This window comes from Streptomyces sp. A18 (assembly GCF_059026065.1).
The window spans coordinates 22,667-47,629 of record NZ_JBWLKL010000038.1 but is presented as its reverse complement, the minus strand read 5'-3'; the positions used below and the strand labels follow the sequence as shown (position 1 = coordinate 47,629).

19 protein-coding genes are annotated in these 24,963 nt (G+C 70.2%); 7 read left to right on the top strand and 12 right to left on the bottom strand.

Going from position 1 to position 24,963, the window contains the following annotated elements:
* Window positions 1-8: 8 nt before the first annotated feature.
* From AC5P1C_RS35860 to AC5P1C_RS35810, 11 genes are all read right to left on the bottom strand, one after another.
* A complete protein-coding gene (locus AC5P1C_RS35860) occupies window positions 9-2,498 on the bottom strand; it encodes a PQQ-dependent sugar dehydrogenase (protein ID WP_493870176.1) in 2,490 nt (829 codons plus the stop codon).
* Between the two features lie 215 nt (window positions 2,499-2,713).
* Window positions 2,714-3,715: a sugar phosphate isomerase/epimerase family protein gene (locus tag AC5P1C_RS35855; RefSeq protein WP_493870175.1), complete on the bottom strand. Its 1,002-nt coding sequence runs from the start codon at window positions 3,713-3,715 to the stop codon at window positions 2,714-2,716.
* A gap of 12 nt (window positions 3,716-3,727) precedes the next feature.
* Entirely contained in the window at window positions 3,728-4,945 is a 1,218-nt protein-coding gene (locus tag AC5P1C_RS35850; protein ID WP_493870174.1) for a Gfo/Idh/MocA family protein, read from the bottom strand.
* Window positions 4,946-4,993: 48 nt separating this feature from the next.
* Window positions 4,994-6,043 carry a substrate-binding domain-containing protein gene (locus AC5P1C_RS35845; protein WP_493870173.1) on the bottom strand — a complete coding sequence of 350 codons (1,050 nt, stop codon included), beginning with the start codon at window positions 6,041-6,043 and terminating at the stop codon, window positions 4,994-4,996.
* Between the two features lie 81 nt (window positions 6,044-6,124).
* Window positions 6,125-7,144 (bottom strand): ABC transporter permease, encoded by a 1,020-nt coding sequence (locus AC5P1C_RS35840; RefSeq protein ID WP_493870172.1) that lies wholly within the window; start codon window positions 7,142-7,144, stop codon window positions 6,125-6,127.
* Window positions 7,141-8,658: a sugar ABC transporter ATP-binding protein gene (locus AC5P1C_RS35835; protein ID WP_493870171.1), complete on the bottom strand. Its 1,518-nt coding sequence runs from the start codon at window positions 8,656-8,658 to the stop codon at window positions 7,141-7,143. The genes AC5P1C_RS35840 and AC5P1C_RS35835 overlap by 4 nt, the downstream gene beginning before the upstream one ends.
* A 182-nt stretch (window positions 8,659-8,840) precedes the next feature.
* Complete coding sequence (locus AC5P1C_RS35830) at window positions 8,841-10,022, bottom strand: ROK family transcriptional regulator (protein WP_493870170.1); 1,182 nt, start codon at window positions 10,020-10,022, stop codon at window positions 8,841-8,843.
* A gap of 284 nt (window positions 10,023-10,306) precedes the next feature.
* Window positions 10,307-10,987, bottom strand: coding sequence for a GntR family transcriptional regulator (locus tag AC5P1C_RS35825; protein ID WP_493870169.1), 681 nt, complete (start codon window positions 10,985-10,987; stop codon window positions 10,307-10,309).
* A gap of 197 nt (window positions 10,988-11,184) precedes the next feature.
* Complete coding sequence (locus tag AC5P1C_RS35820) at window positions 11,185-12,132, bottom strand: beta-ketoacyl-ACP synthase III (protein ID WP_493870168.1); 948 nt, start codon at window positions 12,130-12,132, stop codon at window positions 11,185-11,187.
* A gap of 122 nt (window positions 12,133-12,254) precedes the next feature.
* Window positions 12,255-12,398: an MFS transporter small subunit gene (locus AC5P1C_RS35815; RefSeq protein ID WP_493870167.1), complete on the bottom strand. Its 144-nt coding sequence runs from the start codon at window positions 12,396-12,398 to the stop codon at window positions 12,255-12,257.
* The gene (locus AC5P1C_RS35810; RefSeq protein ID WP_493870166.1) at window positions 12,367-13,701 is read right to left on the bottom strand and encodes an OFA family MFS transporter; all 1,335 of its coding nucleotides are present in this window, start codon (window positions 13,699-13,701) and stop codon (window positions 12,367-12,369) included. The genes AC5P1C_RS35815 and AC5P1C_RS35810 overlap by 32 nt, the downstream gene beginning before the upstream one ends.
* A 195-nt stretch (window positions 13,702-13,896) precedes the next feature.
* Between AC5P1C_RS35810 and AC5P1C_RS35805 the strand changes: the two genes are divergently transcribed.
* The 7 genes from AC5P1C_RS35805 to AC5P1C_RS35775 all read left to right on the top strand — a co-directional run bounded on the left by AC5P1C_RS35805 (window position 13,897) and on the right by AC5P1C_RS35775 (window position 23,898).
* Window positions 13,897-14,874 (top strand): 2-dehydropantoate 2-reductase, encoded by a 978-nt coding sequence (locus AC5P1C_RS35805; RefSeq protein ID WP_493870165.1) that lies wholly within the window; start codon window positions 13,897-13,899, stop codon window positions 14,872-14,874.
* Between the two features lie 22 nt (window positions 14,875-14,896).
* Window positions 14,897-16,819, top strand: a complete 1,923-nt coding sequence (locus AC5P1C_RS35800) for a molybdopterin oxidoreductase family protein (protein WP_493870164.1) — start codon at window positions 14,897-14,899, stop codon at window positions 16,817-16,819.
* Between the two features lie 8 nt (window positions 16,820-16,827).
* A complete protein-coding gene (locus tag AC5P1C_RS35795; RefSeq protein ID WP_493870163.1) occupies window positions 16,828-18,771 on the top strand; it encodes an NADH-ubiquinone oxidoreductase-F iron-sulfur binding region domain-containing protein in 1,944 nt (647 codons plus the stop codon).
* Entirely contained in the window at window positions 18,768-19,628 is an 861-nt protein-coding gene (locus AC5P1C_RS35790) for a 2Fe-2S iron-sulfur cluster-binding protein (protein WP_493870162.1), read from the top strand. Before AC5P1C_RS35795 ends, AC5P1C_RS35790 begins: the two co-directional genes overlap by 4 nt.
* 5 nt (window positions 19,629-19,633) lie before the next feature.
* Window positions 19,634-20,482 (top strand): formate dehydrogenase accessory sulfurtransferase FdhD, encoded by an 849-nt coding sequence (fdhD, locus tag AC5P1C_RS35785; protein ID WP_493870161.1) that lies wholly within the window; start codon window positions 19,634-19,636, stop codon window positions 20,480-20,482.
* Between the two features lie 244 nt (window positions 20,483-20,726).
* Window positions 20,727-22,625 (top strand): exo-alpha-sialidase, encoded by a 1,899-nt coding sequence (locus tag AC5P1C_RS35780; protein WP_493870160.1) that lies wholly within the window; start codon window positions 20,727-20,729, stop codon window positions 22,623-22,625.
* 10 nt (window positions 22,626-22,635) lie between these two features.
* Window positions 22,636-23,898 (top strand): DUF5005 domain-containing protein, encoded by a 1,263-nt coding sequence (locus AC5P1C_RS35775; protein ID WP_493870159.1) that lies wholly within the window; start codon window positions 22,636-22,638, stop codon window positions 23,896-23,898.
* Here the strand turns inward: AC5P1C_RS35775 and AC5P1C_RS35770 are convergent.
* Complete coding sequence (locus AC5P1C_RS35770) at window positions 23,834-24,856, bottom strand: bile acid:sodium symporter family protein (protein ID WP_493870195.1); 1,023 nt, start codon at window positions 24,854-24,856, stop codon at window positions 23,834-23,836. The two genes, AC5P1C_RS35775 and AC5P1C_RS35770, sit on opposite strands and share 65 nt — an antisense overlap.
* Window positions 24,857-24,963 lie beyond the last annotated feature (107 nt).

Sequence of the window (24,963 nt, the reverse complement as noted above, 5' to 3'; positions counted from 1 at the left end):
CCCCTTCCTCAGCTCGTGGTGAAGGTGAAGTCGTCGACGTCGTACAGAGCTCCGGTGCCCTTGCCCTTGAAGACCAGGAAGAGCGTCGTGGTCTTCTTGGGTGCCTTGCTGATGGCGGTACTCACGTCGGCGTAGGTCTCCCAGCCGCCGGTCGGTTTGACCGTGGCCTTGCCCAGGAGCTTGCCCTTCGCCGATCCGCTGCGGACCTCGAGCGTGCCGCCCGCCCCGCCCGACGCGACGCGCGCGGTCAGCTTGGTGGCGTTGCCGAGGATGTAGGGCTTGAAGGAGATCCAGTCGCCGTTGTTGATCTCGCCGACCGTCTTTCCGCCGTGCGCCGGGGTGTGGTTCGCCACGGAGACGCCCTTGGAGTCGTTGAAGTGCTCGCCCTGGCGGTGCTTGGGCTGGACGACGTTCTGGTCGTGGGTGGTCAGCGCGGGCTGGCCGTTCGCGCCCTTGTCGGTGTACTCGGCGTCGAAGACCCCGAAGATGTTGGCGTTCGGGTCGTGCTCGCCGTCCGCGGACGTCTGGAGGGTCCCCTCGCAGCCGTTGGCCGACGTCACCGGGTGGCCGTGGCTGTCATGGCCGAGGATGTGGGTGACCTTGACCTTCGTGCAGTCGATCGGTCCGTCCTCCGGGTCGGTCACCTTCACCTTGAAGGGCACCTTGTCGCCGAAGGTGAACAGCTGCCCGTCACCGGGGAGTTCCAGGGCCACCTTGGGCGCGGTGTTGCCGACGGTGAGGTGCGCGCTGGCCGAACCGGTGCGTCCGGTGGAGTCCTTGACGGTCACGGTCGCGGTGTAGACGCCGTTCTTCTCGTACGTGTACGAGGGGTTCTGCTCGGTCGACTTGCCGCCGTCGCCGAAGTCCCACGCGTAGGTCAGTGTCCCGCCGTCGGCGTCCGTGGCCTTGGCGGTGAACTTGGTCGTGAGCGGGGCCTGACCGCTGGTCACGGAGGCGCTGGTCTCGACGACCGGCGAGTGGCCGTCGGTGGCGTTCTCGATGCGGAAGAGACCGGAGTTCTCGTCGCCGCCGAACCAGGCGGTGCCGTAGTCGAGGACGTACAGCGCGCCGTCGGGGCCGAACTCCATGTCCATGATCTGTGTGCCGGTCCACGGGAACGGGTTGATCTTCGAGACCGTGCCGTCCGCGCCCTGCTCGATGCGCTTGATCCAGCGCCGTCCGAACTCTCCGGCGAAGAAGTCGCCGTCGTACGCCTCCGGGAACTTCACCGGGGAGGTGTTCGCCGCGTCATAGCGGTAGACGGGGCCGCCCATCGGGGACTCGGAGCCGGAGCCGAACTCGGGGACGGAGCCTCCGTCGTACGGAATCCAGGCTTCCTGCGCGGCGGGCAGATCGGTCAGGCCCGTGTTGTGCACCGAGTCGTTCTTCGGCGCTGCGCAGTCGAAGGCGGCGCCGGAGGTCTGCGTGGCGAAGTCGTAGTCGATGTACGCGTCGTTCTTGCCGGTGCAGTACGGCCAGCCGAAGTTGCCCGGCTTGGTCACGCGGGCGAACTCGACCTGTCCCGCGGGGCCGCGCTTGGGGTCGGCCGCTCCGGCGTCGGGGCCGTAGTCACCGACGTACACCGTGCCGGTGGGCTTGTCGACGCTCATGCGGAAGGGGTTGCGGAAGCCCATCGCGTAGATCTCGGGACGGGTCTTCTCGGTGCCCGGCGCGAAGAGGTTGCCGTCCGGGACGGTGTACGTGCCGTCGTCGGCGACCTTGATGCGCAGGATCTTGCCGCGCAGGTCGTTGCTGTTGCCGGCGCTGCGGCGGGCGTCGAAGGCGGGGTTGCGGTCCGCGCGCTCGTCGATCGGTGTGAAGCCGTCCGAGGCGAAGGGGTTGGAGTCGTCGCCCGTCGAGAGGTAGAGGTTGCCGTCCTTGTCGAAGTCGATGTCACCGCCGACGTGGCAGCAGATGCCGCGGCTCGCGGGGACGTCGAGGACCTTCTTCTCGCTGGCGTTGTCGAGGGTTCCGTCGGCCTTCAGGACGAAGCGGGAGAGGCGGTTGACGCCGTCGAACTTCTTGAAGTCCTCGGCCGTGCCGGTCTCCGGCGCGTCGCCCGCCGGGGTGTCGAGCGGGGGCGCGTAGTAGAGGTAGATCGCGCGGTTCTCGGAGAACTTCGGGTCGAGGCCGACGCCTTGGAGGCCTTCTTCGTCGTGCGTGTAGACCGGTATCTTGCCCGCGATCTTGGTGTTGCCCGCGGAGTCCGTGAGGCGGAGCGTGCCGTCGCGGGAGGTGTGCAGGACCGAGCGGTCGGGCAGGACGGCGAGTGTCATCGGCTCGCCCGTCTCGGGTTCGCCCTTGGCGAGGGTCACTTGCTGGAAGTCTTCGGCCACCGGTGCCGCCGCGGCCTTGTCCGCCTGGGCCTGGGCGGCCCGGATCGCCTCCGGGTCGGCGGCGTTCGCGGTGGGGGCGGTGAGGCTGAGGGTGGCACCGGCCAGCAGGGTGCCGGTGAAGAGGGCGAGGGTTTTGCGGAGTCTCAGGCGTTTCCTGTGCACGGGGGTTCCTCCGGTAAGGGGGACAGTCGTACGCGGGTGTGGTGCGGGAGCGCCGGGCGCCGGGGTGCGCCGTCACCCCGGAAGATTCATGTCCTGTACACATCAGGGACGGTAGCCACGTTTGTCTCGGACGGAAAGCCCTTGCACAGCAACAGAGTTCAGCTTTTTCCTTGGACAGGACAAAGTGGCACCGCGGGAGTCGGGGCCGGTGGTGGTCAGTTCCCGCCGAACGCCGCGTCGAAGGACGCCGTCGGCGGCTCGAAGTCGTACGCCTTCAGGCGCTTCAACGCCTCGGGCGCCCCCTGGAGGCGGTCCATCCCCGCGTCCTCCCACTCCACCGAGATCGGTCCTTCGTACGCGATCGAGCCCAGCATCCGGAAGACGTCCTCCCACGGGACGTCACCGTGGCCCGCGGACACGAAGTCCCATCCGCGGCGCGGGTCACCCCACGGGAGGTGCGAGCCCAGGCGGCCGTTGCGGCCGTCGAGGCGGCGCCTCGCCTCCTTGCAGTCGACGTGGTAGATCCGGTCCCGGAAGTCGTAGAGGAAGCCGACCGGGTCCAGGTCCTGCCAGACGAAGTGCGAGGGGTCGAAGTTCAGGCCGAACGCCGTACGGTGGTCGACCGCCTCCATGGCGCGCTGCGTCGTCCAGTAGTCGTACGCGATCTCCGAGGGATGCACCTCATGCGCGAAGCGCACGCCCTGTACGTCGAAGACGTCGAGGATGGGGTTCCAGCGCTCGGCGAAGTCGTCGTAGCCGCGCTCGATCATCGTCTCCGGCGCGGGCGGGAACATCGCCACCAGATGCCAGATCGCCGAGCCGGTGAAGCCGACGACCGTGTCGACGCCGAAGGCAGCCGCCGCGCGCGCCGTGTCCTCGATCTCGCGGGCGGCACGCTGCCGCACGCCCTCCGCCTCGCCGTCGCCCCAGATGCGGGCCGGCAGGATCGCCTGATGCCGCTCGTCGATGATCGCGTCGCAGACGGCCTGGCCGACCAGGTGGTTCGAGATGGCCCAGCACTTGAGGCCGTACTTGTCGAGGAGCTGGTGGCGCGAGTCCAGATAGGAACGGTCGCTGAGCGCCTTGTCGACCTCGAAGTGGTCGCCCCAGCAGGCGAGTTCGAGACCGTCATAGCCGAAGTCGCGGGCGAGGCGGCAGACCTCCTCCAGCGGCAGGTCGGCCCACTGACCGGTGAACAGCGTGAAGTCGCGGGGCATGAACAGGCCTCCTCAGACCGTGACGGGGGTGGAAGCTACGAGGGTGTAGACCGAGTTCTTCGCCGCGCTCTCCTCCACGGCGGAGAGCACCCGCTGCACCGACAGACCCGCCGCGAAGGACGGTTCGGGCTGCTGCCCCGTGGCGATGGCGTGCAGCAGGTCGCGCGCCTGGTGCACGAACGTGTGCTCGTAGCCGAGGCCGTGACCCGGCGGCCACCAGGCCTCCAGGTAGGGGTGGCCGGGCTCGGTCACCAGGATGCGACGGAAGCCCGATGACGTGGCGGGCTCGGTGTGGTCGTGGAAGGAGAGCTCGTTCAGACGCTCCAGGTCGAAGGCCAACGACCCCTCGGATCCGTTGAGTTCGAGCTGCAGCGCGTTCTTGCGGCCCGCGGCGAAACGGGTCGCCTCGAAGGAGGCGAGGGCGCCGGACGGGAAACGGCCCGTGAAGACCGCGGCGTCGTCCACCGTGACCTGACCGGTCGCGGAGCCGCCCTCCGCCGTGAGCCCGCTCGACGCGCCGTCGAGCAACGGCCGCTCCCGGACGAACGTCTCGGTCAGCGCCGAGACCCCCGCCACCGGCTCCCCCACCAGAAACTGCGCGAGGTCCACGATGTGGGCTCCGAGGTCGCCGAGCGCCCCCGAGCCCGCGCGGTCCTTGCGCAGCCGCCACGTCAGCGGGAACGCGGGGTCGACCAGCCAGTCCTGGAGGTACGTGAGACGGACGTGCCGCAGCGTGCCGAGCCGCCCGTCGGCGACCATCTGCCGGGCGAGCGCGAGAGCGGGCACGCGGCGGTAGTTGAAGCCGACCATCGCCACCTGCCCCCGCGCACGCGCCCGTTCGGCGGCTTCGGCCATCGCCTCGGCCTCCTCGACGGTGTTGGCGAGCGGCTTCTCGCACAGCACGTGCTTGCCCGCGTCGAGCGCGGCGATCGCGATCTCCGCGTGGCTGTCGCCGGGGGTGCAGATGTCGATCAGGTCGACGTCGTCACGGGCCACGAGGGCGCGCCAGTCGGTCTCCGCGGCCGCCCAGCCGAGCCGGTCCGCCGCGGCGCGCGCCGCGGCGCCGTCGCGTCCGCAGAGCGCCGAGAGGACCGGCCGTACCGGCAGATCGAAGACGCGTCCGACGGTGCGCCAGCCCTGGGAGTGGGCGGCACCCATGAAGGCGTATCCGACCATGCCCACCCCCAACGGCCGCTTACCTGTCCCAGCCTCGTGTTCCGTCTCACGCATGCGGTACTCCTCCTCGTCGACGCTCGGTGGGGGGTGCGGACGCGCGCATCACTTGAAGCCGGTGGACATGTACTTGCTGATGTTTTCCTTGTCGACCACGGCCGAGTAGCAGGTGATGAAGGCCGGGATCTCGAACTCGGCCATGCCGCTGACGCCCTTGCTCTGGCCGAGCGCGCGGGCCAGGTCGATCGCCGACGCCGCCATGGACGGCGGGTAGAGCACGGTGGCCTTGAGCACGCTGTCGTCGGACTCGATGGCCTGGAAGGCGGAGAGCGCGCCCGCGCCGCCAACCATCAGGAAGTCGTCGCGGCCCGCCTGCTTGATGGCGCGCAGGGCGCCCACGCCCTGGTCGTCGTCGTGGTTCCACAGGGCGTCGAAGTTCTTCTGCGCCTGCAGGAGTTGGGACATCTTCGACTGACCGGACTCGACGGTGAACTCGGCGGCCTGCCGGGCGACCTTCTCGATGTTCGAGTAGTTCTTCAGGGCGTCGTCGAAGCCCTTCGTGCGCTGCTTGGTGAGCTCGAGGTTGTCGAGTCCAGCCAGCTCGATGACCTTGGCGTTCTTCTTGCCCTTGAGCTTCTCGCCGATGTAGTGGCCGGCGCTCAGGCCCATGCCGTAGTTGTCGCCGCCGATCCAGCAGCGGTAGGCCTGCGGCGTGGCGAAGACGCGGTCGAGGTTGACGACGGGGATGCCCGCCCGCATGGCCTTCAGGCCGACCTGGGTGAGCGCCTTGCCGTCGGCCGGCAGGATCACCAGGACGTCGACCTTCTTGTTGATCAGCGTCTCGACCTGGCCGATCTGGGCGGCGGTGTCATTGGAGCCCTCGGTGGACTCCAGCGTGACGTCCGAGTACTTCTCCGCCCGCTCCTTGGCGTTGTCGTTGATCGCGTTGAGCCAGCCGTGGTCGGCCTGCGGGCCCGCGAAGCCGATGGTGACCTTCTTGCCGGGCTTGTCGTCGGCGACCGGCTGATCCTTGTCGTCCGACCCCTCGTCCTTGGGCTCGTTGCTGGTGCACCCCGTGATGAGGGCACCGGTCGACAGGGCGGCGGCTCCGAAGAGCAGTCCTCTGCGGCTCGCGAATGGGGATGTGTCTGGCATGGCGGTGAACCCTTCGGGTCTGCGGGTCAGGGATCGGGTGTCAATGCAGGTTTCAATGCGGGTTTCAATGCGGGTGTCGCGTCAATGAGTTGAGGCCGTACGCCGCTGGACGAGCACCGCGGCGACGATGATCGCCCCCTTGGCGATCTGCTGGACGTCGCTCTGCAGGTTGTTGAGCGCGAAGATGTTGGTGATCGTCATGAAGATCAGTACGCCGAGCACGGAGCCGGTGATGGTGCCCCGGCCGCCGCTGAGCAGGGTGCCGCCGATGATCGCCGCGGCGATGGCGTCGAGCTCGTAGAGGTTGCCGTTGGTGTTCTGGCCCGACCCGGAGAGGATGATCAGCAGGAAGGCCGCGATGCCGCAGCACAGGCCGGAGAGCAGGTAGAGGTAGAGACGCTGCCTGCGTACGTCGATGCCGGCCAGGCGCGCGGCTTCCGCGTTGCCGCCGACCGCGACCGAGCGGCGGCCGAAGGTGGTGCGGTTCAGGAGCAGCCAGCCGATCACGGTGACGGCCGCGAAGACGAGCACGAGCGGGGGTATACCAAGGATGTAGGAGTCGCGCTCACCGAGCTTCAACACCCCGTCCACGGTCACCATTTGGGTCTTGCCGTCGGTGATCTGCAGGGCGAGGCCGCGGCCCGACGCCAGCATGGCGAGCGTCGCGATGAACGGCACCATCCCGCCGTACGCGATGAGCAGGCCGTTGACGAGGCCGCAGGCCATGCCGACGATCACCGCGGTGAACAGGATGCCCGCGAAACCGTACTCCTGGGTGGCCACCGTCGTCGCCCACACCGAGGCCAGCGCGACGATCGCCCCGACCGACAGGTCGATGCCCCCGGAGATGATCACGAAGGTCATGCCGACGGTGACAACGCCGATGACGGACGCCTGGGTGAGGATCAGCTGGACGTTGTCGGTGTCCAGGAACGAGTCGGGCTGGGTGATTCCGCCGATCAGGATGAGGACGGCGAGCACACCGAGCAGGGACAGCGTCCGCACGTCGGCACGTGCGGCGAGCGTCCGCAACGGGCTTGCGCCGTCCGCCGGTTCACTCTTCGATGTGGCGGGCCGTGGCGGCGATGCGGGCTGCGTCATGACGCCGGGCTCCCTTCGAGTACGAGGTCGAGTACGCGGTGTTCGTCGAGGTCACGGGCCGGGGCCGTGTGGATGACGCGGCCCTCGCGCAGGACCAGGACGCGGTCGGCGAGGCCGAGGACTTCGGGCACTTCGCTGGAGACGAGCAGGACGGCGAGGCCGTCGTCGGCGAGGCGGCGGATCACGGCGTACAGCTCGGCGCGTGCGCCGACGTCCACGCCGCGGGTCGGCTCGTCGAGCAGCAGGACGCGGCAGCCGCGCAGCAGCCAGCGGGCCAGGACGGCCTTCTGCTGGTTGCCGCCGGAGAGCGTGCGCACGGGCGCGCCGGGGTTGTCGGGGCGCAGGGACAGCTCGCGGGTCGCGGTCTGTGCGGCCTTCTTCTCGGCGGCCCGGTCGAGCCAACCGCCGCGCGAGAAGCGGGACATGGAGGAGACCGACACGTTGTTGGTGACGGACTCCAGCATCAGCAGGGCCTGCGCCTTGCGCTCCTCGGGGGCGAGCCCGACTCCGGCGCGGACGGCGGCACGGACGCTTCCGGGCTTCAACACCTGCCCGCCGAGCGTCACTTGACCTGCGGTCGCCTTGCGCGCTCCGTAGATGGTCTCCAGTATCTCGGAGCGTCCGGAGCCGACGAGCCCGGCCAGGCCGACGATCTCTCCGGGGCGCAGTTCGAGGTCGAGGGGTTCGAACTCACCGGCACGGGCCAGCCCCGAGACCTTCAACACCGCTTCGGTGGTGGGTGGTTCGACGGGGCGGTCCGGGAAGACGTACTCGACGTTGCGGCCCGTCATCAGGGCGACGACCTCGCGGGTCGGGGTCTCCTTCGCGGGGAGACCGCCTGCCACCGCGCGGCCGTCCTTGAGGACGGTGACGCGGTCGCCGATGCGGCGGATCTCTTCGAGGCGGTGGGAGATGTAGACGACGGCGACGCCGTCCGCCGTGAGGTCGCCGACGATGCGGAAGAGGTTGTCGACCTCGTCCGGGTCGAGGGCGGCCGACGGCTCGTCCATGACGATGAGGCGCACTTCGTGGGAGAGGGCGCGGGCCATGGACACGATCTGCTGCTGGGCGGCGGAGAGGTCGCCGACGAGCGTGCCCGGATCGATCTCGCCGTGGCCAAGTCGCTTGAGCAGAGAGGCCGTTGAGGCCTTGGCCTCCCGCCCCTTCACGACGAAGCCGGCCGCGGTCGGCTCATGTCCGAGGTGGACGTTCTCGGCGACGGACAAGCCCTCCACCAGGTCGAGTTCCTGGTAGATGGTGGCGATGCCGAGGCGCATGGCGGCGATGGGCGACTTGAGCGTGGTGCGCTCGCCGCGCCAGGCGATCTCGCCGTCGTCCGGCTGGTGGGCTCCGGCGAGGACCTTGATGAGTGTGGATTTTCCGGCGCCGTTCTGGCCGAGGAGGCAGTGCACTTCGCCGGCCAAGACCTGGAGGTCGACGCCGTCGAGGGCGCGGACGCCGGGGAACGACTTGGTGATGCCGGACATGGTGAGCAGCGGTGGTTCTGGTGCCATGACGGTTCCCTTGGGCGGGTGCGGCGGGTGCGGCCGGTTTCAGGGCAGGGCGGGGTAGGGCGGTGGCCCCCTTCGGGTGTGGGGCCTGTTTCGGAGCAGGGCGGGGCAGCGCGCTGTACTGGGTGAGGTGTGGTGCGTGGCGCCTTATGGGTCTTGCGGGTCGTACAGGTCGTACGTACCGGTCAGGCCGGTGAGAACAGGTGGTCGCTGATGAGCCGGGCGCCGCCGATGACTCCGGCGGTCGGCCCCAACTCGCCCAGGACGATGGGGAGGTTGCCGGTCGCCAGGGGCAGCGACTGGCGGTAGACCTGTGTGCGGATGGCGGCGAGCAGCGTGTGGCCGAGGCCGGTCACACCGCCGCCGATGACCACGAGGCCGGGGTTGAAGAAGCTGACGAGTCCCGCGATGACCTGGCCGGTGCGGTTGCCGCCCGCGCGGATGAGGTCGAGTGCGGCGGCGTCACCGGCGGCGGCCGCCGCGGCGACGTCGACCGCGCTGAGCTTCCCTGCGGCTTCCAGACGGGTCGCGAGCTCCTGGGAGAGCCCGGATCCCGCGGCGTCCTCCGCCTCGCGGGCGAGTGCCGCACCGCTGAAGTACGCCTCCAGGCAGCCCTTGTTGCCGCAGGCACAGGGCCGCCCGTCCGGTTCGACCTGGATGTGTCCGATGTCGCCCGCGCTGCCGGTGACCCCTCGGTAGACCTCGCTGCCGACGACGATCCCACAGCCGATGCCCGTACCGATCTTGACGCAGAGGAAGTCGCCCACGGAGCGTGCGACGCCCGCGTGCTGTTCCCCCATCGCCATCAGGTTCACGTCGTTGTCGACCATGACGGGGCAGCCCAGATCCTGGCTGATGGCCTCCCGTACGGGAAAGCCGTCCCACCCCGGCATGATCGGCGGGGCGACCGGGACACCTTCGGGGAAGCGGACGGGACCCGGGACGCCGATCCCGGCGCCGTCGAATCCTTCCGCGAGCCCGGAGGCCTTCAACTTGGCCGCCATGGCGAGGACTTGCTCGAAGACCGCGACCGGGCCTTCGCGCACGTCCATGGGCTGGTTGATGTGGCCGAGTACCTCCAGCTCGGCGTTGGTCACCGCTACGTCGACCGAGGTCGCGCCGATGTCCACGCCGAGGAAGCGGAGGGCGGGGGCCAGGCGGATGTTGTGGGAGCGGCGGCCGCCGCGCGAGGCGGCGAGTCCGTCGGCGACCACGAGTCCGGTCTCCAGGAGCCGGTCCACCTCGACGGCCAGCTTCGACCGCGAGAGGTCGACCTGATCGCCCAGCTGGGCACGGGAGTTGGGCCCTCCGTCACGCAGCAGCCGCAGCAGTCGCGCCTGGTGCGCATTGGCGGGTCGAGCCGTCATACGTCTCACGCGCCCCTCCCCGCCTCATCGGGCAACTCATGTCGTCACGCCCGGCTTTCGTTCTTCTCGTCGGGCTTTCGAGGGGAACGTAGCAGCGCCTGCCGGGAGTGGGAAGAAGTTGCGCACGAATTACCCATGACTTTCTCCAGTCACAGGACAAAGAGACGGACAGACGCGTCCCGGGCGCTCCAGCCGCGGAGACACCGGCCGACGACGACAGAGCCACGGCCGGCCACCTCATCGGTGGTCCACGCCGTGGCTGCCCGCCGCTCGCGCCTGATGCGTCAGGCGTCGCGGTCCCGCTGGTGGTACGTCTCGCGCGTGTGCTCCGTGTGCGCGCGCATGATCTCCGTGGCCCGGCCCTCGTCGCGGTCGGCGATCGCCGCGATCAGCCGGCGGTGCTCGATCCAGGACTGCTTGCCGCGCTGGCGGGCCACCGGCGTGTAGTACCAGCGCACGCGGCGGTCCACCTGTCCGGCGAGTTCGGCCAGGACGACATTGCCCGCGAGCTCCATGACCTTGGCGTGGAACGCCGCGTTCGTGGCCACCACCAGGTCGACCTCCCCGTCCGCGACGGCCTGTTCACCCTTGGCGCACAGCTCCTCCAGCGCGGTGATCCCGGCGGTGCCGGTGTTGGCCGCGGCGAGCCGGGCGGCCTCCGCCTCCAGGAGCGTACGGACCGTGAGCAGCTGGTCCGCCTCCTCCTCGGTGGGCTCGTGCACGAACGCGCCCTGCGCGGGGCGCAGGTCGACCCAGCCCTCGGTGTTGAGCCGCTGCAGTGCCTCGCGCACCGGCTGCCGCGACACCCCCAGATGCCCGGCCAGTTCGCTCTCCACGAGGTGCTGGCCCGGCTGGAGCGCGCGGGTCGTGATGAGTTCGAGCAGCGCTTCGTAGACCCGCTCACGGAGCGGACCAGGGCGTTCCAGCTTGGGCACCGCCCCCTGCGGCAGTCCTGTGGACAACATCGCGGTCCCCTCCTCGACGATTGCCTTTTGTCTACAGTCTACTGAGCACAATGGCCAGTACCAGGGGGAGTCGGTCCCGTCACACGGCTCGGCGGCGGTGATCGCCCGCGCCAGGTCCTGTCCTCACACTCCCGTCGTCTCCCGAAGGGAGCCCCGTGCCGGGCGTCACGGGGCAGGCGGGAGTGTGACGACAGGGCCTACGGGCAGCGGATGACCTGGCCCGCGTACGAGAGGTTCCCGCCGAAGCCGAAGAGCAGCACCGGGTCCCCATGGACGATCTCGCCGCGCTCCACCAGCTTGGACAGGGCGAGCGGGATGCTGCCCGCCGAGGTGTTGCCCGAGTTCACGACGTCGCGCGCGACGACCGCGTTGACCGCGCCGATCCGCTCGGCGAGCGGCTCGATGATGCGCAGGTTGGCCTGGTGCAGGACCACAGCGGCCAGGTCGGCGGGCGTGAGTCCGGCCCGCTCGCAGGCCTTGCGGGCGAGCGGCGGCAGCTGCGTCGTCGCCCAGCGGTAGACGCTCTGGCCCTCCTGCGCGAAGAGCGGGGGCGTGCCTTCGATGCGGACCGCGTTGCCCATCTCGGGCACCGAGCCCCAGAGCACGGGGCCGATGCCGGGCTCCTCGCCGGGTCCGCACGCCTCGACGACGGCCGCGCCCGCCCCGTCCCCGACCAGGACGCAGGTGGTGCGGTCCGTCCAGTCCGCCACCTCGGACATCTTGTCCGCGCCGATCACCAGGGCACGCGTCGCGCCCCCGGCCCGCACCGCGTGGTCGGCGGTGGCGAGCGCGTGTGTGAAGCCCGCGCAGACCACGTTGATGTCCATGGCGGCCGGTGACGGGATGCCGAGGCGGGCCGCGACCCGCGCCGCCATGTTCGGCGAGCGGTCGATCGCCGTGGAGGTGGCGACCAGGACGAGGTCGATGGCGTCGGGCGCGAGGCCCGCGGCGGCCACGGCCTTGGCCCCGGCGTGCGCGGCGAGCTCGTCCACCGGCTCGTCGGGTCCCGCGATGTGCCGGGTGCGGATGCCCACGCGGGAGCGGATCCACTCGTCGCTGGTGTCGACCATGCCCGCCAGATCCTCGTTGGTGAGGATCTTGGCGGGCTGGTAGTGGCCGACGGCGGCGATGCGTGAGCCGTGCATGAACGGGTCCCCCTTGTTGCCGGAGATGCGGGACCGTCCAGTCTGGTCAGCGACTCACCAGTAACAGGACACGTAAAGCGACAGGAATCGGGCGTGGGCTTTGGACACTTCTCATCATCGGGTCACCCGGTGAAGAGCTGAGTGGCCTTGTGTACGAGTTCATACACCCCATATGCGAGCGGAACCCCCACCCAGAGCCAGGCGCCGACGATCAGCGCCCTGCGGCGGGGCGGACTACTTTGCGGCGTGCTGGTCGGTGCCGTCATGGGCGGCCTCCCTCGGGGCGGGAATGTGGTGGCGGGCATGGACGGGGCGGACGAACTCGTTCGCCACGAAGCCGACGATCAGCAGCCCGATCATGATCGTGAGGGAGAGGCCGTAGAGCCCCGCCCCGCGCTTGCCCGCCTCTTCCTGGTGGTCGGCGACCCAGTTGACGATCAGCGGCCCGAGGACACCGGCGGTGGACCAGGCGGTCAGGAGCCGGCCGTGGATCGCGCCGACCTGGTACGTCCCGAAGAGGTCCTTCAGATACGCGGGGATCGTGGCGAAGCCGCCTCCGTAGAAGGAGAGGATCACCAGGGCGCAGACGATGAAGAGCGGCTTCGACGCGTCCCCGAACTGGACGATCAGCAGATACATGAGCGCGCCGACGCCCAGATAGAGGCGGTAGACGTTCTTGCGGCCGATCAGGTCGGACGTCGACGACCAGCCGATGCGCCCGGCCATGTTGGCGGCGGAGAGCAGCGCGACGAAGCCCGCAGCGGCGGCGGCCGAGACCGGCGTCGAGGTGTCCGAGAAGAAGTCGGTGATCATCGGCGCCGCCTTCTCCAGGATGCCGATGCCCGCGGTCACGTTCATGCAGAGCACGATCCACAGGCACCAGAACTGGGGCGTGCGTACGGCGGCCCGCGCGGAGACCTGCGGCCCGTCGAGCACGCCGGGGGCGCCCGGGGTCCGCGCCCCTTCCGTACGCGGCACGCGTACCAGGAGCACGCCGAGCGCCATGAAGACGGCGTACGTGAGGCCGTGCACGAGGAACGCGAGGGCGATGCCGTCGGAGTCCGAGCCGAAGGACTCCAGCATCTGCGCCGACCACGGCGAGGCGATGAGCGCGCCGCCGCCGAAGCCCATGATCGCGATGCCGGTCGCCATGCCGGGGCGGTCGGGGAACCACTTGATCAGGGTCGACACGGGCGAGATGTAGCCGATGCCCAGGCCGATGCCGCCGACGAAGCCATAGCCGAAGACGATCAGCCAGTACTGACCGAGCGCCGCGCCGAGCGCCGCGATCAGGAAGCCGGACGAGAAGCAGACGAGGGCGACCGTCATCGCCCAGCGCGGACCGTTGCGCTCCACGAGCGTGCCGCCGAAGGCCGCCGAGAGGCCGAGCATCACGATGCCGAGCTGGAAGGGGAGCGCGCTCTGCGTGCCGCTGAGGTGGAGCGCTGATTCCAGCGGGGGCTTGAAGACGCTCCAGGCGTAGGCCTGGCCGATGGAGAGGTGGACGGACAGGGCGGCGGGCGGTACGAGCCAGCGGCTCCATCCCGGAGGTGCGACGGGGGGCCTCATGATCCCGAACACTAGGAATCAAAGAGGTGAGTTGGGAAGAGCCCAGGGTGTTTTCGTCGACGGTATGCAATGTGCCGCGCGACCCCTTGCTGGGCCAACTTCCATACTGTAGACAATATTCCATCGACAGTTCATCACGCGTGATGTCGAACCTGAGCCTTCTTCGGATCCCTCAACCGAACGGAGCGCGCCACCGTGAAAGTCGCAGTCCTCGGCGCCGGTGCGATCGGCGCCTACGTCGGAGCCGCGCTGCACCGCGCCGGTGCCGACGTCCATCTCGTCGCCCGTGGACCGCATTTGGCGGCCATGAGGCAGCACGGAGTACGTGTCCACAGCCCGCGCGGCGACTTCACCGCGCGGGCCCACGCCACCGACGACCCTGCCGACATCGGCCCCGTCGACTTCGTCTTCCTGGGCCTGAAGGCCAACTCGTACGCGGCGTGCGGGCCGCTGATCGAGCCGCTCCTGCACGACAAGACGGCGGTGATCGCCGCCCAGAACGGCATCCCCTGGTGGTACTTCCACCGGCACGGCGGCCCGCACGACGGCCACCGCGTCAGCAGCGTGGATCCCGAGGGCGCGGTCAGTGCGGTGATCGCGCCCGAACGGGCCATCGGGTGTGTGGTGTACGCGGCGACCGAGCTCGAAGGTCCGGGAGTCGTCAGGCACTTGGAAGGCACCAGGTTCTCCATCGGGGAGCCCGACCGCTCGCGCTCCGAGCGCTGTCTCGCCTTCAGCGAGGCGATGCAGGCGGGCGGCCTCAAGTGCCCCGTGGAGCCCGAACTGCGCGGTGACATCTGGATCAAACTGCTCGGCAACATCTCGTTCAACCCGATCAGCGCGCTCTCCCGCGCCACGATGCGTGAGATGTGCCTGCACGGCGGCACGCGCCGTGTCATCGAGATCATGATGAACGAGACGCTCACCGTCGCGGCGGCACTCGGCTGCCGCCCCGACATCTCCGTCGAGCGGCGCCTCGCGGGCGCCGAGCGCGTGGGCGACCACCGCACCTCGACACTCCAGGACCTGGAGCGCGGCAAGCCCCTTGAACTCGACGTGCTGCTCGCGGCCGTCGTGGAGCTGGCCGAGATCACCGGCGTGCCGGTGCCGACGCTCCGTACCGTCCACGCCATCTCGGATCTGCTGGCCGACCGCATGAGGAGCGCGGCATGAGCGAGAACACGAGGAGCCCGGCATGAGCAGGAAACGGGACCGGGTGCCCACGACGTACACCCGGCTCACCCACCCCCTCGTACGCGACGCGCGCGACGAGCCGCTGCGCCGGGCCACCTGGGACGAAGCACTGGACCGGACGGCGGCGGGACTGCGGGCCGCACGCGGCGCGTTCGGGATGTTCTCCTGCGCCCGCGCGACCAACGAAATGAACTACGTCGCGCAGAAGTTCGCCCGCGTGGTGATGGGCACGAACAACGTCGACTCCTGCAACCGCACCTGCCACGCGCCGAGCGTCGCGGGCCTCTCCGCGGCCTTCGGCTCGGGCGGCGGCACGTCCTCGTACGAGGAGGTCGAGCACACCGACCTGATCGTGATGTGGGGCTCGAACGCCCGCTTCGCGCACCCGATCTTCTTCCAGCACGTCCTGAAGGGGATCAGGAACGGCGCCCGCATGTACGCCGTCGACCCGCGCCGCACGAAGACCGCCGAGTGGGCGGAGAGCTGGCTCGGCCTGAACGTCGGCACGGACATCCCGATGGCGCACGCGATCGCCCGCGAGATCATCCACGCGGGCCTGGCCAACCGGGCGTTCATCGAGCGCGCCACGTCCGGCTTCGAGGAGTACGCGGCCCTGGTCGAGCCGTGGACGCTCTCGCTCGCAGAGAAGGTGACGGGCGTACCGACCGCCGCCATAAGGGAGTTGGCGCACGCCTACGCGCGCGCCGAGCGGGCGCAGCTGTGCTGGACCCTCGGCATCACCGAGCACCACAACGGCACGGACAACGTCCGCGCCCTGATCAACCTCTCGCTCCTGACCGGCCACGTGGGGCGCTACGGCTCGGGCCTGCAACCCCTGCGCGGGCAGAACAACGTGCAGGGCGGCGGCGACATGGGCGCGATCCCCAATCGCCTGCCCGGCTTCCAGGACATCCTCGACCCGGACACCCGGCTGAAGTTCGAGACGGCGTGGGACACCGTCATCCAGCCGCGCTACGGACTGAACCTGACGGAGATGTTCGAGGCGATGGAGGAGGGCGCGCTCAAGGCCGTCTACTGCATCGGCGAGAACCCCGCGCAGTCGGAGGCGGACAGCGAGCAGGCGGTGCGGCGGATGCGGGCCCTGGACTTCTTCGTCGTCCAGGACATCTTCCTCACGAAGACAGCCGAGTTGGCGGACGTGGTCCTTCCGGCTACCGCCGCCTGGGCGGAGACCGACGGCACGACGACCAACAGCGAGCGGCGGGTGCAGCGGGTACGCAAGGCCCTGCGGCCGCCCGGTGAGGCGCGCGAGGACATCGACATCCTCTGCGACCTCGCCGAACGTCTCGGCCACGACTGGAAGTACGCGGACGCGCAGGCGGTCTGGGACGAACTGCGTTCGGTGTCGCCGGATCACTGGGGCATGACGTACGACCGCCTTGAGTCGCTGCAGGGCATCCAGTGGCCGTGCCCGTCGGAGGAACGGGTCGAACCGACGTACCTGCACGGCCGGTTGTGGGACGCGGATCCCGCGCGGCGCGGCGTGCTCGCACCCTTCGGGCTCGTCGCGCACGACCCGCCGGTGGACCTCACGGACGACTCCTACCCCATCCGGCTGACGACGGGACGGCGGCTCGACTCGTACAACACCGGTGTACAGAGCGGGAGTTTCGCTTCCCCGCTACGGCGCGGCGAGTACGTCGAACTGTGCCCGGAGGACGCGGAGCGGTACGGCGTCGTGGTCGGCGAGGAGGTCCGGGTGTCGTCGCGGCGCGGGACGGTGACGGCCCCCGTCTGGGTGGACCCCGGGCTCCGCCCCGGGCTGGCCTTCATGACCATGCACTTTCCCGACGAGGTGGACACCAACCAGCTGACGATCGAGGCCAATTGCCCGATCGCGGGGACGGCGGAGTTCAAGGCGTCGGCGATACGTATCGAGAAGCTGACCGCGCTGACGACGTGAGGTGACGCATGGATCTGCACTTCGGTGACAGCAAGCCGACGGACGAGGAACGGGCGGCCGTGGACGCGCTGCTCGGCCCGCCCGAGTCCGCCTGGGAGGGGGCCGCCGACCGCAGCGACGCGGACCTGCGGTGGGCGCGGGGCGGCCGTGCGGCGCGGGAGCGGCGGGATGAGCTGTTGCCGGGGTTGCACGCGCTCAACGACCGCGTGGGGTGGGTGAGCGAGGGGGGCCTCGACTACCTCTGCCGGCGCCTTATGGTGCCGCCGGCGGAGGGGTACGGGGTGGCCACGTTCTACTCGATGTTCTCGGTACGGCCACGTCCCGCGACAGTGGTGCGGGTGTGTACGGACCTGGCTTGTGGGGGCGGTGCGGAGCTGTGCGGGGAGGTTTCGGCGCGGCTCGGCCCCGCGTCCGGGGTGGCCGTGGAGGCCTCACCCTGCCTGGGGTTGTGCGAGAGGGCTCCGGCGGCGCTTGTGGTACGGGCGGGAGTGGTTGGGCGGGAAAATTCAGCCCCTCCGGCGTTTGAGGAGCGGGGTCTGGGGCGGAGCCCCAGGGACGGCGCCCTCGAGGCGGCGGAGCCGCGGGATTCGGGTAGGGGTGGGAGCGGGGAGAAGACCTACGCCACCGCAACCATCGCCCCAGCCGCCCCCGAAACCCTCACCCAAGCCGCCCTGGCCCCGGAATCCGCCCCCGCGGAGCCCCCCGCGGCCCTGGCCGTCCCCCAGGCCGGGCAGGAGGGGCTGATCCTCCTCAAGCGCATCGGCGCAGTGGACCCGACCTCGCTCGACGACTACCGCGCCCACGGCGGCTACACCGCCCTCCGCACCGCCTTCGACATCGGCCCCGCCGAAGTCATCCGCGAAGTCACCGACTCCGGCCTCCTCGGCCGAGGAGGCGCCGCCTTCCTCACGGGACGGAAGTGGCAGGCCACCGCCTCGCAACCCGATCACCCCCACTACCTCGTCTGCAACGCCGACGAGTCCGAGCCCGGCACCTTCAAGGACCGGGTGATCATGGAGGGCGACCCGTACTCGCTCATCGAGTCGATGACCATCGCGGGGTACGCGACAGGGGCCCACCTCGGCTACCTCTACCTCCGCGGCGAGTACCCCCGCGCCCTGGAGCGGCTCACCCACGCCATCACGCAGGCACGTGCGCGCGGGCTTCTCGGCGACGACATCCTCGGACAGGGGTACGCCTTCGACATCGAGATCCGCCGCGGCGCCGGCGCCTACATCTGCGGGGAGGAGACCGCCCTCTTCAACTCCATCGAGGGATATCGGGGCGAGCCCCGCTCCAAGCCGCCCTTCCCCGTGGAGAAGGGGCTCTTCGGCAAACCCACCGCCGAGAACAACGTCGAGACCCTCGTCAACGTGCTGCCCGTCCTCACCATGGGCGCCGAGGCCTACGCCGCCATCGGCACCGCCACATCCACCGGACCCAAGCTCTTCTGCGTCTCCGGCAGCGTCGAACGCCCCGGCATCTACGAGCTCCCCTTCGGCGCCACCCTCGGCGAGCTCCTCGCCCTGGCCGGGCAGCCGGACAACCTCCGCGCGGTCCTCCTGGGCGGCGCGGCCGGAGGCTTCGTACGGCCCGACGAGCTCGACATCCCGCTCACCTTCGAGGGGACCAGGGACGCGGGCAGCACCCTCGGCTCCGGGGTGGTGCTCGCCCTGGACGACACCGTGCCGCTCCCCCGCGTCCTGCTCCGCATCGCCGAGTTCTTCCGCGACGAGTCCTGCGGGCAGTGCGTGCCCTGCCGGGTCGGCACCGTCCGCCAGGAGGAGGCCCTGCACCGCATCGTCGAGCGGACCGGGGCCGACGCCGCCGGTGACATCGCCCTGCTGCGCGAGGTGGGGCGGACCATGCGGGACGCCTCCATCTGCGGGCTCGGCCAGACCGCCTGGAACGCCGTGGAATCCGCCATCGACCGTCTGGGGGCGTACAAGTGACCGCCGTACCGCTGGGAATCCCGCGCCGCCTCGTCGAGTTCACGCTGGACGGGCAGGACGCCAGAGTGCCCGAGGGCGCGACCATCCTGGACGCCTGCCGTGCCGCGGGCAAGGACGTCCCGACCCTCTGCGAGGGCGACACCCTCACCCCGAAGAACGCCTGCCGGGTGTGTGTCGTCGAGGTGGAGGGCGCCCGCACCCTCGCCCCGGCCTGCTCGCGCCGGGCCGAGCCGGGGATGACCGTCCTCACCGACACCGAGCGCACCCGCCACAGCCGCAAGGTGGTGCTGGAACTGCTCGCCTCGTCCGTCGACATGTCGACGACGCCGAAGGTCGCGGGCTGGCTCAAGGAGTACGACGCCAAGCCTGACCGCTTCGGCCCGGACGCTGCCCGGCTCAACGAGGAGCCCAGGGTCGACAACGACCTCTATGTGCGCGACTACGACAAGTGCATCCTCTGCTACAAGTGCGTCGACGCCTGCGGTGACCAGTGGCAGAACACGTTCGCCATCTCCGTGGTGGGCCGCGGCTTCGACGCCCGGATCGCCGTCGAGCACGACGGACCGCTGACCGAGTCCGCGTGCGTGTACTGCGGGAACTGCATCGAGGTCTGCCCGACGGGCGCCCTCAGTTTCAAGTCCGAGTTCGACATGCGGGCCGCCGGGACCTGGGACGAGGAGCAGCAGACGGAGACGACGACGGTGTGCGCGTACTGCGGAGTCGGCTGCAATCTGACCCTGCACGTGCAGGACAATGACATCGTGAAGGTCACCTCACCGCACGACAATCCGGTGACCCACGGCAACCTCTGCATCAAGGGCCGCTTCGGCTACCAGCACGTACAGAACCGGGACTGATCGACATGGGACGAGTCACGGAGCGCCGCCGCGTCATCCGCATCAGGGACGGGGCCGTCACCGAGCGGCCGGACACCCTGGTCGCGGAGGAGCCGCTGGAGATCCGGCTGAACGGGAAGCCGCTCGCGATCACCATGCGCACGCCGGGTGACGACTTCGCGCTCGCGGCCGGCTTCCTCGTGAGCGAGGGGGTGCTCGGCTCCGCGGACGAGCTCCAGTCCATCGTCTACTGCGCCGGGGCCACGGCGGACGGCGTGAACACGTACAACGTGGTCGACGTGAAGACCGCCCCAGGGCTCGTCCTGCCCGACATCAACCTCGAACGCAACGTCTACACCACCTCGTCCTGCGGCCTGTGCGGCAAGGCGAGTCTGGACGCGGTCCGGACGACGGCCCGATTCCCGATCTCCGACACTCCCCCGGTCCGGCTCGAAACCGAGCTGCTCGCGTGCCTCCCCGACCGGCTGCGCGCGGCGCAGCGGGTCTTCGACCGGACCGGGGGGCTGCACGCGGCGGCGCTCTTCTCCGAGGACGGGGAACTCCTCGACATACGGGAGGACGTGGGCCGGCACAACGCGGTCGACAAGCTCGTCGGCCGTGCGCTCCAGGACGGGCGGCTGCCGCTGTCGCGCGCGGTCCTGCTGGTGTCGGGGCGCGCCTCGTTCGAACTGGCGCAGAAGGCGGTGATGGCGGGCATTCCGATGCTCGCCGCCGTGTCCGCGCCCTCGTCCCTCGCCGTCGATCTGGCCGCCGAGACGGGCCTGACCCTGGTCGGCTTCCTGCGCGGCTCATCCATGAACGTGTACGCGGGCGAGCACCGGATCGCCGTGCGGGCCGCGGCCTCCCAGGGCTGACCGGCCACTCCCCGCTGCACGGCGGCGGGACCCCGGCCGGCGGGGAGCGCCCCCTGCGCCGGCGGGGTCCCGGACCCGCCCCCATGCCTCGGTGCCCTTCGGGTCCGGGCTCCTGACCAGGCTGCGGCCATTCGTGCCACGCACGCTTCTTGTGGGGTGTCGAGCCGTCCAAGTAGCGTCTGTGGCGCGAACGTTGGACGTGGGATGTCAGGATGTCCAGTCACCTTGAAGGGTGGGCCGCGCCATGCCATCAGCTCTCCGTGTACGCCTCAGATCCCTCCGCACCGCCACGGCCGCACTGACCGTCGTCGCCGTCGGGGCACTGCTCCCCGGACCCACCGCGCAGGCGGCTCCCGAGGCCACCGCCACCGGGTTCGAACAGCAGGTGCTCTTCAAGGCCTCGCAGGATCCCGGGTACGCCTGCTACCGCATCCCCGCCGTCGTGAAGACGGTCAAGGGCACACTCCTCGCCTTCGCCGAGGGGCGGGTGAACGACTGCAGTGACGCCGGCGACATAGATATCGTGGTCAAGCGGTCGCACGACGGCGGCCGCACCTGGAGTCCGCTCCAGGTCGTCAACGAAGGCGCGGGCGACACACACGGCAATCCCGCGCCGATCGTGGACCGCAGGACCGGCCGCATCCTCCTGGCGGAGACGTACAACACGGGCCGCACGGACGGCGGGAACTGCGCCGTCCCCTGTGACCGCACCCCGCACCTCCAGTACAGCGAAGACGACGGCCGCAGCTGGTCGAAGCCGCGCGACCTGAGCGACCAGATCCTGCCGGACGACTGGAACTCCTGGTACGCGACCGGGCCCGTGCACGGCCTCCAGCTGACCCGCGGCAAGCACGCGGGGCGGCTCGTCTTCACCGTCAACACCGAGACGTGGAACGGCAGTCGGGTCACGGCGAACCACGCGGCACTGATCGTCAGCGACGACGGCGGCGACAACTGGAAGATCGGCGCGAAGGATTCGTACCCGATACCGGCCGACGGCACGTTCCGGCAGAAGCCGTCGGAGATGACCATCACGGAGCGCCCCGACGGGGCCCTGTACGTCAGCGGTCGCGAGCAGGACGGCACCGATCTCGGGCACCGCACGCACACGGTCAGCCGTGACGGCGGCGACAGCTTCGTCGCGCCATTCAAGGCCATCCCCGATCTCTACACGCCCCAAGTGCAGGGCTCCACACTCCAGTTCGGCAAGCGGATGCTGCTCGCCTGCCCCGGTGACCCCGACCGCCGCCGCACCATGCAGATCCGCTCCTCCTACGACGGCGGCCGCACCTGGGACAGCGTGGACCGCGGCACGACGGTGACCACGGACTGGTCGGGCTACTCGGACATGGTGCGGGCGGACGGCGCGCACGTGGGTCTGATGTACGAGGGCGGGGCGGTCGACGCCCGCGACGAGATCCGCTTCGCGCGCTTCACCGAGGACTGGCTGCAACCGCGCCGCGGCCCGGACCCGAAGACCACCGACCGCGCCCCGCACGCGAAGCCGGCCGCCGTGCTCGGCGGGGCGTCCACGACGGAGGGCCGGTTCGGCAAGGCCATCTCGTTCGACGGCACGAACGACGCCGTGCGCCTGCCCTACCGCAGCCAACTCCCGCTAGGCACAAAGGACTTCACGGCCTCGCTGTGGTTCCGCTACTCGGCGACCAGCGGTGAACAGCCGCTGCTGTGGATGGGCGGCATCGGCACCAACCAGCCGCAGGTGTGGTTGCGCGGCGAGCCCGCGAGCAACCGCGTCACGGGCCTGATCACCACGCGTGACGGTACCGCTCCCCCGAAGTCCGCGTCCGTGCGCACCACGGGCGCGTACAACGACGGCGAGTGGCACCACATCGCACTGCGCCGCGGTGGAGGGCGGCTCACCCTGTCCGTCGACGGCACGCCGATCAGCACCTCCGACGTCCCGGGGACGGTCACCCGCACGTCCGGGTACGGATTCCACGTCGGCCAGCGGGTCGACAGCCGCGCGCACTTCACCGGCGCGATCGATGAAGTGCGCGTGTACGACAGGGCGTTGAGCGACGCCGAGCTGGCAGGCCTGGGCCGGGACGGCGCGGCCAAGGCGCCTGTGACGCGGGACACCGTGGCATGGCTCCCCATGGACCACATCCGCGCGAGCAACTAACGTCCCGCACGTGTCCGCCGACCAAGGTCCACGCGGAGGCCGGAGCGCGCGCAGGACCTGGATCGTCCTGCTGCTCGCCCTGACCTGCGCGGCCGTGCTGCTCACCGCCCTCCCGGACGACCGGGAGGGCGGTGACGCATGCGAGGCGCGCACCGTCTCGTCCTGGGCCGCCGACCACGAGGTCACCGGGGCGTTCGCCCGCTACGGGGACGACACGGCGCGGGCGGACGACTGGACCGGCGGGGACGGCACCCACTCGGTGCGCCTCCCGGACGGGCGGCTCCTGTGGCTGTTCTCCGACACCTTCCTCGGCCAGGTGCACGCCCCGCCCAACCCGGCGGGCCAGCCCCACACCTGGCGGGACGCCACCGCGCCCATGGTCCGCAACTCGGCCGTGGTGATGTCGCGCTCGGGCACCCTGCAGCGCACCCTGCCCGCCCCGATGTTCCCGGACCCGGCGCCGCAGCAGTGGCGCTGGCCGGTCGCCGCGAAGGTGGAGCCCCGCTCCCCCGGCTCGTCCGACAAGGTCGTACGCGTCCTGCTGTGGACCCGCGCCACCGGGACGGGCCCGTGGATCTACGGCGTCCCGACCGCCACCGAGGTCGCCACGCTCTCCCTGCCCGATCTGCGCGTCGAGGGCATCGTCAAGGTCTCCGATCAGCAATCAGTGCCGGACCCGGAGAAGCGCGTCCTGTATGGCACGACGACGGTGGACGACGGCGACTGGACGTACGTCTTCGGCGGCAACGACGCCCAGGCCGCCGCGCGCCCCGCGTCGGACGCCTACGTGGCCCGCGTCCCCAAGGGCAGGCTGGCGGAGCCCGGCGCGTGGCGCTACTGGGACGGCAGGGACTGGACGGAGTCCGGGAAGCCGCGGCCCGTCCTGGGGGACGGTGACGGTGAACGCAAGGGTGTGGGCAGCGCGTTCACGGTGGTGCGCGTGAAGGGGACGTACGTCCTGTTCACGATGGCCGCCGGGACCGAAGGCCTGACCACCGTGACCTCCTACTGGTCGTGCTCGCCCACCGGTCCCTGGCGCGGACCGGCAAAGGGTTTCGCGCCGCCGCTGCCGAAGGACGGCTCGACCGAGCAGGACATGGCCGCGTACAACCCCCAGGCCCATCCGGCGCTCAGCGGGAACGGCCGGCTGCTGCTCAGTTACGACGTCAACTGGCTGGACGCGGCGCCCGCGAGCGCGGCGGCGAACGTCAGCCGGAACGTGTCCCTGTACCGACCGCGGTTCGTGTCTCTTCGCCTCGCGACGGCTCAGTGACGAAATCCTCGACGTCTTCGATGTCTCGCGAGCGGCGCTTGGCGATCACCGCGCAGACCATCAGCTGCATCTGGTGGAAGAGCATCAGCGGCAGGACGGCGAGCGAGGCCTCGGCCCCGAACAGGACGCTCGCCATGGGCAGTCCGGCCGCGAGGGACTTCTTCGACCCGGCGAACTGGATGGCGATGCGGTCCCCGCGGCCGAAGCCCAGCTTCTTGGCCCCGTACCAGGTGAGGGCGAGCATCACGGCGAGGAGCACCGCCTCCACGCCGAGCAGCGCGCCGAGCCGCAGCGGCGTCACCTGGTGCCAGATGCCCTGCACCATGCCCTCGCTGAACGCGGTGTAGACGACGAGCAGGATCGAGCCGCGGTCGACGAGGCTCAGCACCTTCTTGTTCCGGGCGATGAAGTCGCCGATCCACCGGCGCAGGAACTGTCCGGCGAGGAACGGCACGAGCAACTGCAGCACGATCTTCAGGATCGAGTCCGCGGAGAACCCGCCCCCGCTGTTGCCGAGCAAGGCAGCCGCGAGCAGCGGGGTGAGGACGATGCCTGCGAGCGAGGAGAAGGAGCCCGCGCAGATCGCCGCGGGGACGTTGCCGCGCGCCATGGAGGTGAAGGCGATCGACGACTGGATCGTGGACGGCACGAGCGTCAGGAAGAGGAACCCGCTGTAGAGCGCGGGCGTCAGGACGTACGGAACGAGTCCCTTGGCCGCGAGCCCGAGCAGCGGGAAGAGGAGGAACGTACAGGCGAGGACGGTGACATGGAGCCGCCAGTGCTTGAGGCCGTCCAGCGCCTCGCGGGTGGAGAGCCGCGCCCCGTAGAGGAAGAACAGGAACGCCACGGCACCGGTCGATGCCCCGCCCGCGACGTCGGCGCCGATGCCGCGCGCGGGCAGCAGCGCGGCGACACCCACCGTGCCGAGCAACGCCAGGATGTAGGGGTCGATCGGCATCCAGGTGGGCCAGCTCGGGCGTTTCACTTCGCTCCATCGGTTCGGTTCATGTCGTGCCCTCTCGATGATCCTCCTGATCAGCGCGATCGGGAATCCCGCATACCGCT